This is a genomic window from Bacillus sp. (in: firmicutes) (assembly GCF_031983925.1).
Taxonomy (GTDB): Bacteria; Bacillota; Bacilli; order Bacillales; family Bacillaceae_G; genus Bacillus_A; species Bacillus_A pacificus.
Genome location: NZ_DALYZR010000015.1, coordinates 64,083 through 73,999, shown reverse-complemented (window position 1 = coordinate 73,999; position 9,917 = coordinate 64,083). Strand labels below are relative to the sequence as shown.

The window sequence follows — 9,917 nt, the reverse complement described above, 5'->3', positions numbered from 1 at the left end:
CAAGCCGCAAATACATCATCTTTCATGCAGTATGATCAGTTTGGAAATCCAATTGAAACAACTAGAGAGCTAGGAACAGGGGAAAACCTGATTCAAAATCCAAGCTTTGAGATGGATATAACGAATGGATGGAAAGAAGAAAAAGGAAATAGTCAAGGGGCATTAAAAAAAGATGCAATCTTTGCACCTGGTGGATTGGGCGGAGCTTCATCGTTACAAATGACGGTAAAAGCGCAAAACGCTGGTTGGGGCTACCATAGTGCGATTCAGGATATTGTAGTAGAACCCAACACAACATATACATTAAGTGGGATGATGAAAACAGCATTAACGCATGCTGGTGCATTCTTTAATGTTCAGTTGTTAAAAGAAGACGGAAATCCTCTTGATGGTGGGAATAATTGGTTTGATACACGTCATAACAGAATAGAAGGCGAGAAAGATTGGACGAATCGCCAAGTAACTTTTAAGACGACAGACCAAACGAAAAAAGTTAGAATCTATTTACAAGTTGATTATAATCGAGCGGATTCAAGTGGTTCAGTCTGGTTTGATAAGATTCAACTAGAAAAAGGTGAAGTTTCTTCTAGTTTTAACCCAATTGACAATAGTAGTTTAGAGAATATGACGGAAAAAGGTTGTATTCCAGGATGGATTCGAGGAGATGGAACAAGCTGTGATCCAAAAGATGTTTCTCAGCAAGAGAGCTTTACGGGACATTCATCTATTGTATTAGAACGTAGCCAATATGGCGGTTCAGATGTAGGATATGCTAAGCATATACATTTAAACCAGAAAAAAGCAGAAGCAATTACGCTAACAGGAATGTCTAAATCTCAAAATGTAGAAAATACCGCACCAGATAAGCTCTCAAGAGATTACTCTATTTGGGCAGATGTGTATTATCAAGATGGTACTGGTACGAACTATCAAGCGAAATTCCCAAGTGGTACAAATGATTGGAATCGTAGTGCAGTTGTAATCCCTGCTACTAAACCAATTAAGCGTATGGAAGTCTATCTTCTATTTAGAAGAGAGAATAAAGGAAAAGTTTGGTTTGATAATATTCGTTTACTAGAAGGAAATGCTCTTATTAAAAATGAGTATGACAACGATGGCAATGTTGTTGCCGCGTATGATGAAGAAGGGCAGAAGAATACATTCACATACGATGCATCAGGAAATAAAAAGAGCGAAACAGATGAAAAAGGAAATACAAAACTATATGATTATAACAAAGATAATTTATTAACGAAGGTTACTTTGAAAAATGGTACGTCTGTAAATTATCGTTATGATCATAATGGAAACACAACAGAGAAATCTGTCATGTTTGGTGGGAAAACACAAACACACAAATATGAATATGATGTAGATAATAAAAATACAGTGTATATCGATGCGTTGAACCGTCGTATTGAACATACGTACGATGAAAATGCAAACAAGATTAAAACGAAAATGCCAAACGGTTCTATCTTAGAATCTGTATATGATACAGCAGATCGCGTCATTGGTGAAAAGCGAAATGGAAAAGATTCATTTACATTTGAACGTGATCAAAATGGACAAGTTACGAAAGTCAAAGACCATGTCAATGGCGTAGAACGTACAAAAACATACGACAAGGCAGACCGTGTCACAAGCGCAACAGATAGCCGAGGCGGAAAAGTTGATTGGGCATATCACGACAAAGCAAACAGTAAGACAGAAAAACTAAAAGAACAAACAGTAACGCAAGGCGGATACACAAATAAAGTATCGTATGACTACAACACGTTAGATCAAAACATTCGTGTAACAGACGGTTCTCAAACGTATCGCTTTGATTATGACGATCAAGGAAATGTTCGTACGTACACAGCTGGTAATGGTTCAGGTTCTACTTTTAACTATGACCACGCGAACAAGATTAAAGATTTAGTAGTCGGTACAGCAAACAGTATTCTACTTTCTGAACGATATGAATATGATCAAGCGGGTAACCGTACGAAGATTAAACATGAAGGTGCGGGCGGAAAAGTAACAGAAACAAACTTTGTTTATGACCCGATTAACCAATTATTAAATGAAGCATTACCAAACGGAACAACTAAATCTTACACATATGATGGATTTGGAAACCGTACGAGTGTGAAAGTTGTAGAGAATGGAAAAGAAACAAAGTCTATAGCGGCAACATTCAATGAAGGAAATCAACTTGTCAAATTCGGAAACGAATCGTTAACGTATGATGCAAATGGAAATCGTATATCAGATGGGAAGTATAAGTATACATGGAACGAAGACGATCAACTTGTATCGATTACAAAACAAGGGGCAACTACTCCATTCGCGACCTATAAGTATGATGAGGATAATCGTCGTATTGAAAAGAGTGTAAATGGTCAAGTAACACGTTATTTCTATGATGGAGACAGCATTAATCCGTTGTACGAGACGGATGGTAGTGGAAATGTTCTTCGTCAATATGTATACTCAACAAGTGGCACGCGCCTAGCGATGAAATCAAAAGGACAAACGTTATACTATCACTATAACCCTCGTGGTGACGTAGTTGCGATGACGAATCAGGATAAAGAAGTTGTAGCAACGTATGAATATGATTCGTGGGGTAATGTATTAAAGAGTGATACAAAAGGTATCGCAGCAGATAATCCATTTGGATATGCGGGATACATGTATGATAAAGAAATTGGCATGTATTACTTAGTTGCAAGATACTATAATCCAGATCATGGTGTGTTCTTATCGGTGGATCCTGATCCGGGTGATGAAGATGATCCGATTACGATGAATGGGTATACGTATGGTGATAATAATCCGGTGATGATGACCGATCCAGATGGACATGCACCTTGGTTGGCTATAAATGCTGGTTTTGCAGTTTATGATGGGTATAAAGCTTATAAGTCTGGCGCAAGCAAAAAAGTAATATTAAGAAAGGCTGCGTTAGGATTTGTAGGCGGTGGTAAACTCAAATACGCTGGAAAGATTACAAAAGCAATTGGAGGCGGCAGTTTTAATAGTGTAAATAAATTAAAAGGTACAAAATATGTAGGACACCATATGCCTCAAAATGCTTATAATAAGAGTATAGGTATAAGTAGAGGTAAGGGGCCAGCATTACTTATGACAAAGGCTGATCATAAATTAACAAGAACCTTTGCCGGTAAAGGAAAGGCTACCATGAGGATAGATAAAGGATTAAATGCTAGGCAAAGATTGGCAAGAGATGTTTGGGATGTTAAACGTCAATTTGGAAGAAAATACAATTATGGTTTGAAGCAAACTGTAAGCTACGGACAAAAGTTATATCCTAAACAAAGGAGATAACTAAATTTAAATTATAATAGTATTTCACAAATAATGGTTTGTGAAATACTATTATGTATCCTATAAAATATTAGTTGAAAATAAGAATGGATAGAAAAGCCATTTATAAAGTAGGTGTTATGTGTATGGAAAGTATAGGTTTTAGAGTGATATACGGTAAGGATAAACATAATCATTATTTTGGTGGGGAAACTTGGGATGTGCCTATATGTCCGCAATGTAATGAACAAGCACATCAAATATTTACTTTTGATTTAAACGATTTTCGATTAGAGGAACTTAGAATGGAAGAACTAACAGAACTGCCGTTAATCACTTGTTTAAATTGTTCCTTATATGAAGGTGTACAAAACTTTAAAATAAATATAATGGAACGCTCTATACATACTATTAATCAAAGTGAGCTGTTTGATTGGAAATATGAATTAATTGATAAGATACCAGTTCCTTTGCCGAAATATGATATGAAATTAATAAACATGAAGAATTATGATGTTCCCTGTGATGAAGATGAATATGACCAAGCTTTAGATGCTATAGGAAAAGATTATATTTGCAGGATGCTAGGAAAACCTCTATATATAGACGATTCTATAGAAGCGAAGTGTCCTTGTTGCTCTAAAAGTATGAAATATGTGGCTATGGTGGCCGGAGAAGATTATGGGAATGAAGGAGAACTTACAGGAGGAATAGGTTTTCAAATAGGAGAGAGTTATTTATACTTTTATCTATGCAAAGAATGCCTAATCATACAAACTTCAATGCAGAGCACTTAAGTTTGTTCCGCAGTCTTGAAGATTTTATTTTAATGTAAAGGTAAGACACACATTTTATAAATTATGCTTGTGAGATTGGGCTGTTTGGAATTAAGAGTTTTAATAATTAATGACAGGATGAAATGTGTTTTTACATCTCGAGTAACAAAGAATTTGTATAAAAAATGAGCTGCAATTTTACCTTGAATCAGAAAGAAAAAATATTCTAAATTTTTGTGAAGGAGTGTTTCTTACAGTGGAATCACAAATTATAATAGGAATACCAGGGTTATGGAAAAGTAGGACAGAATTGGTTCAGGAAATAGTTGGTAAAAGTGGAGGTTATATTTTAGCAGGAAATGTTATACATCATAAGGAGAAAGATATCGTTTTTGAAATTGATGTATACGATCATGATCCATCTTTAAGAGAAGCATTTTTATATGCAAGTGGCGGTCGTTTCGAAGAAGACTTACTTAGTAAATTAGAGAAACATACTTATACAGTATACATTATTGCTAATGTGCAAAATATGCAGGAACTAAAAGAAGTTATTGAAGTAGGGAATGGAGTGTTAGATGCAGGGGGGCTTGCTTTAAAAATAGAAACAGCAGGTGTAGCGTATTCTAAAGATGAATGGACAGAGCTTGCGGAAAATAAGGAGATATTTCCCATTTATTCGCATGTTGTAACTTTAGTTGGAGATGAAGATGGTTATTATTCATGTGGAATGCAAGCATTCGCTCTACCAGATGTAATTATACAAGGGGAGATAGAACCAGAAACGGCTGGGGATTTATTAAATGATTTTAATTTATATAATATAGTCGAACAACCTAAATTAAAAGATGGAGATACAATTAGTTTTACGGAAAACTCTCCGGTGTACCAATTATCTTACTACACAGACTATCGCTATGAACCAGAGGATCCATTTTACAATCCATGTGGATTATGGAAGTTAGAATTGACTTAAATGTATTAGGGTTTTATCATAGGAACAACTTAGTAGTGTAAGGAGACCTGATAGTATGTATTAGGTCTCTTTTTTGAGGATTTTAAATTATCGCAGCAGACAATCCATTTGGATATGCGGGATACATGTATGATAAAGAAATTGGTATGTATTATCTGATTGCGCGTTATTATAACCCGGAGCATGGTGTGTTCTTATCGGTGGATCCTGATCCGGGTGATGAAGATGATCCGGTTACGATGAATGGGTATACGTATGGTGATAATAACCCTATAATGAACATTGATCCAGATGGGCATTTAGCATGGTTTATTCCAGTCGCTGTACACGGGGCGAGAATCGCTGCTCCGCATGTAGGTCGTTTTGTTGGTAAACAATTGGCTAAACGTGCAATAAAGCAACCATTAAAGTACAAGAATACGAAAGCAGTAGCAGGTAAAATTACTGGATATACAAAACATGGGTTAAACCAAGCGATTAGTCGTAATAACGGATTAGGGGTGTCACCAAAGGCAATCTTACATACAGTTAAGTCAGGTAAGAGGGCTATACAAAAAGATCGTGGAACTATTAAATATACTAGTAAACAAGCTGTAGTCGTTTTAAATAAGAGGGGGAAAGTCGTAACGACTTTTGCTAGAGGAACGAAATATACACGGAAAGGAAAAAAATAAGCGTGAGTAAATTTAATAGTGATGTGCAAGGAGTATTGCAAGGGATATTAAAGGAAAAGCAGCCTGAGCTATTGTGGATTGTAAATTGTAGGGACTTTAGTATATTAGAAATTGAAACTATACATGAGTTGAGAGATATATTAGCAGATGAATTAATTGAAAAAGGATTTGATGAACAGGATAATATTAATGATTTTGGTAGGGATTTAGAGAAAATGATTGATGTATTTGGAGATTTACTTCCTTAATAGTTCAGGTGCATAATAAATTTGTAGGAGGAAGGGCCAATATTGGCTCTTCTTTCTTTTTGGATCTTAATCCAATGAATTCAATTTTAAACGAGGCATTACCAAACGGAACAACTAAATCATACACATATGATGGATTTGGAAACCGTACAAGTGTGAAAGTTGTAGAGAATGGAAAAGAAACAAAGTCTATAGCGGCAACATTTAATGACGGAAATCAGCTTGTAAAATTCGGAAACGAATCGTTAACATATGATGCGAATGGCAATCGTACATCAGATGGAAAGTACAAGTATACATGGAACGAAAACGATCAAATTGTAGCTATTACAAAACAAGGTGAAAGCAATGCATTCGCAACTTATAAGTATGACGAGGATAATCGTCGTATTGAAAAGAGTGTGAATGGTCAAGTAACACGTTATTTCTATGATGGAGACAGCATTAATCCGTTATATGAGACGGATGGTAGTGGAAATGTTCTTCGTCAATATGTATACTCTATAGACGGTTTACGTTTGGCTATGAAATCGAATGGACAAACGTTATACTATCACTATAACCCACGTGGTGATGTCGTTGCGATGACAAATCAAAATAGAGAAGTTGTAGCAACGTATGAATACGATGCATGGGGTAACGTATTAAAGAGTGACGCAAAAGGTATTGCAGCAGACAATCCATTTGGATATGCGGGATACATGTATGATAAAGAGATTGGCATGTATTACTTGATTGCTCGTTACTACAACCCAGATCATGGTGTGTTCTTATCGGTAGATCCTGATCCGGGTGACGAAGATGATCCGATTACAATGAATGGTTATACGTATGCAGATAATAATCCAGTGATGATGACAGATCCTGATGGGCATGTAGCTTGGTGGGTAACTGGTGCATTAGGTGGAGCTGTTTGGGAAGTAGGAAAGTATCTGTATAAAAATAGAAATAAAGGTTATACGTGGAAGGTCGGACTTAAAGCAGCGGGATATGGAGCAGCTAAAGGTGTATTATTTGGTGGGATAGGACGAACATTTGGATATCTTTCTCACTTAAATTTTGGAAAAAGAGTGGTTCAAAAAGGATATAAGCCAGTAGTTAGACAATTAAAATCCAATTACGAGCGTTTTAAGAAGAATCCTATAAAACAGATTAAAAGGAACCCAGGTGCTAGACTTGATGGAATGAAAAGGGCGAAAAAACAAAGGAAAAAAGCATTTAAAAATTCAACGACAGCGAAACTTATGAAGATTTCGAATGCAGTGAGAAGACGTTAATGAAGGGAGACTAAAAGTGCTTATAGAAATTTTAGAATTTGCTTCTATCTTGGCTTTAGTAGCTGTATTAACATTAACGGTTATGTTGCAAGATATATTTTTTATAGATATAAATAAACAATATACTGAAACACGTATTGGGACAATTATTTTTAGTATCCGTATGTTGTTTGGAGCATGGGTAATATTTGTTACGGAAACTACTATAATTGCTATCTCAAAAGTGACTGCAATTCAATTAATTATTTTACTTCTTATTTGGGTATGCTCAAAGTATGTACAAAAAACTCGTGAAAATTGGCTAATCACTATAGTTGCTTTTGTTATTTATGGTGTTGGTACTTACATTTATATTCAGTTTGCTTTTAAAGGCTATTAATATATCACCAGAAAAATTAGTGGTTAGAAAGATTCGTTTGTTAAATGTGTGTATGAATGAATTACATGAAAAGTTACTATATGATGTAGAAGAGGATAAGAAATAAATAGAGAAATAATTTGGAGAAGGAAGAGCGAATATAGGCTCTTTTCTCTTTTGGTATACATTAATTTTATTATGATTATAAAATTATAAGAAGAAACGTTATATTATCACTATAACCCTCGTGGTGACAGATCAAAATAGAGAAGTTGTAGCAACGTATGAAGATGCATAGGTAATGTTTTGAAAAGTGATACGAAAGGTATTTTAATAAATATTATACCATTATATGAAGAATATATAATAGGATTCGTTTATTACAAAGAACAGGGAATTAGGCACATAAAAAGACCTTTTCCATAAAATGAAAAGAACGAAAGGATTTTGTTATTTAAATAAAAACCGAACCACCATCTAAATGGCGGTTCGGTTTTCTTTATCTATTTTTTCTCTACTAATTTCTTATTCTTCCAATCTAATGTAAACGATTTATTAAATGTTTTTTGATCAACATCTTTTACGTTGTTTCCAACCCAGTTTGCAGTTCCGAATGTGTAGCCTGGACGAAGTTGGTAGTCGTCGGCGTGCTTTGTATAAGCGACTTGTAGGTTAGATTGGTCTGTATTTTTTTCAGAGATAACAACAGCGATCATACCAGGAGAGAAACCGCTATTTGTTAATGCTGGAAGTTGATCCATCGGTATTAAATTACCTTTTGCATCAGATTCATATAAGTATGTGCGAGAGTACATGAACAGTTGGTTTCCGTATAAAGAATGGTAGGAATCACGTGTGTAAATACCCCAGTTTTGATTGTTATATCCGTTAAAGAATACATTCCATTTTACGTTTTTATTTGTTTGGTCAATTAAGTTTGTTTTATAACTTGTTTGTTTATAGCTTACAGAGTCAGACCAAGTTACTTGGCCAGTTGCACCCGCTTCAGCGCTAGGTCCATTTGGCGTTGCAGAAGCTTTAACAGAACCGCCAAGTTGATAAGATACACTAGAGGTTACAGTCGTTTCTTCTACAGCATTTGTAGGTGCTACGTTAAAGAAACGGGCGCTGTTATCTTGAAGATTAAAGGCAATATCATATTGTGAAGGGTAGCGTAATGTTGCACTAGCGCCAGGGATTGGGTAGTTATCAATAGGCGCACTACTTATAGTAGGATTTGCTTTTAGAAAACTACCAGTTGTATTAATAACGGCAATCTGTTTATCAGCGCTCGGATCATCGATAAAAGTTACCTTTAAAGACATTGTCATATTATCAGTTTGATCATTATTAAATGTATTATAGCTCGTATGTGTTTTTGCATTTTGCCCGATATCTGTTACAACTTGTGACGTCGTTTGAGCGTAAGCAGCAGGTGTTGAAAGTGCTAAAGCGCTACTAGCAACAACAGCGGATAATGCTAAACATTTTAAATACGTTTTAGAGCGTTTCATACAATCACTTCCTTTTGTTTTTGTCGATATATGTCGTATTTCGTTTATATCGTAACATGAAAATAAAACGGAAGGGATAGTTATGCATAATTGCATAGGTGAGTTTTGGATAGTGAAATTTTATGAATCCTTCTCAAGGGAATCGCCGCTGTATTGTTTATATATTCCTCCTCATCAACTCCCCAACTTGCGTCGCAACATACTCAACATCACTATCAATTTCGTTTAACACGTAAGATTCTAAAATGCCCATTACAGCCGTTCCTAAAAACTTTAAAATAATGTGTTTATCGATGTTTTTATTTATTGATGTGTTTGTGTTTAACTTTTTCTCTATTTCACCCATGATGAAAGTTAATAACTTTTTTTGAAACGATAATGTGCTGTTACTTTTAAATAACGCCGCGAAAAATGGTTTATGTTCTTTGAAGTATTCAAACCATATGATCGTTCCTTCTATAAACCCTTTGTTTTGTTTCTCATAGCATATTTCTTTTAATTGGTCTAAATGATCGTCCACAATTTTATCTAATAAATTGTACTTATCTAGATAGTGTAAGTAAAAAGTTTTTCGCCCGATGTTTGCTTTTTCGGTAATGTTTTTTACTGTAATTTCGTCGAAACCATCTGTAATTAACATTTCTATAAATGCCGATTGAATGGCGTTTTGTGATTTTATAATTCTTCGATCGATTTTCTCCATATGGGTTCCTCCGTTGTTGATACACATATTTCTGTATGTGTGTATTATGACCCAAATGCGTAAATGTGGTCATTGA

At 35.1% G+C, this 9,917-nt stretch carries 8 protein-coding genes and 1 pseudogene; 7 read left to right on the top strand and 2 right to left on the bottom strand.

The annotated features are described in order from the left end of the window. The 7 genes and pseudogenes from RTP99_RS25175 to RTP99_RS25145 form a co-directional block, all read left to right on the top strand. On the top strand, positions 1–3,336 hold a 3,336-nt coding region (locus tag RTP99_RS25175; protein WP_312368031.1), incomplete at its 5' end, for an RHS repeat-associated core domain-containing protein. Positions 3,337–3,461: 125 nt separating this feature from the next. After that, entirely contained in the window at positions 3,462–4,112 is a 651-nt protein-coding gene (locus tag RTP99_RS25170) for a hypothetical protein (protein ID WP_000443779.1), read from the top strand. A 235-nt stretch (positions 4,113–4,347) separates the two neighbouring features. Next, entirely contained in the window at positions 4,348–5,067 is a 720-nt protein-coding gene (locus RTP99_RS25165) for a DUF4261 domain-containing protein (RefSeq protein ID WP_000445726.1), read from the top strand. A gap of 89 nt (positions 5,068–5,156) precedes the next feature. After that, positions 5,157–5,741 (top strand): annotated as a pseudogene (locus tag RTP99_RS25160) (RHS repeat-associated core domain-containing protein); the annotation flags it as partial. A gap of 2 nt (positions 5,742–5,743) precedes the next feature. Continuing rightward, a complete protein-coding gene (locus tag RTP99_RS25155; RefSeq protein WP_000033132.1) occupies positions 5,744–5,989 on the top strand; it encodes a hypothetical protein in 246 nt (81 codons plus the stop codon). 8 nt (positions 5,990–5,997) lie between these two features. Then, on the top strand, positions 5,998–7,266 hold the full coding sequence (locus RTP99_RS25150; RefSeq protein WP_116733397.1) for an RHS repeat domain-containing protein: 1,269 nt from the start codon (positions 5,998–6,000) through the stop codon (positions 7,264–7,266). A gap of 16 nt (positions 7,267–7,282) precedes the next feature. Further along, positions 7,283–7,645 (top strand): hypothetical protein, encoded by a 363-nt coding sequence (locus RTP99_RS25145; RefSeq protein WP_000904373.1) that lies wholly within the window; start codon positions 7,283–7,285, stop codon positions 7,643–7,645. 482 nt (positions 7,646–8,127) lie between these two features. On the opposite strand, the gene cytK2 is transcribed toward RTP99_RS25145, so the two are convergent. Both cytK2 and RTP99_RS25135 read right to left on the bottom strand, forming a co-directional pair. After that, a complete protein-coding gene (cytK2, locus tag RTP99_RS25140; protein ID WP_000830634.1) occupies positions 8,128–9,138 on the bottom strand; it encodes a beta-channel forming cytolysin CytK2 in 1,011 nt (336 codons plus the stop codon). 157 nt (positions 9,139–9,295) lie between these two features. After that, positions 9,296–9,841 (bottom strand): TetR/AcrR family transcriptional regulator, encoded by a 546-nt coding sequence (locus RTP99_RS25135; protein ID WP_000411002.1) that lies wholly within the window; start codon positions 9,839–9,841, stop codon positions 9,296–9,298. Positions 9,842–9,917 lie beyond the last annotated feature (76 nt).

Bases quoted from the DNA above. Each gene is read 5' to 3' on its own strand.
- RTP99_RS25170 (WP_000443779.1), top strand. From the start codon at position 3,462: ATGGAAAGTATAGGTTTTAGAGTGATATACGGTAAGGATAAACATAAT.
- cytK2 (WP_000830634.1), bottom strand. From the start codon at position 9,138: ATGAAACGCTCTAAAACGTATTTAAAATGTTTAGCATTATCCGCTGTT.
- RTP99_RS25135 (WP_000411002.1), bottom strand. From the start codon at position 9,841: ATGGAGAAAATCGATCGAAGAATTATAAAATCACAAAACGCCATTCAA.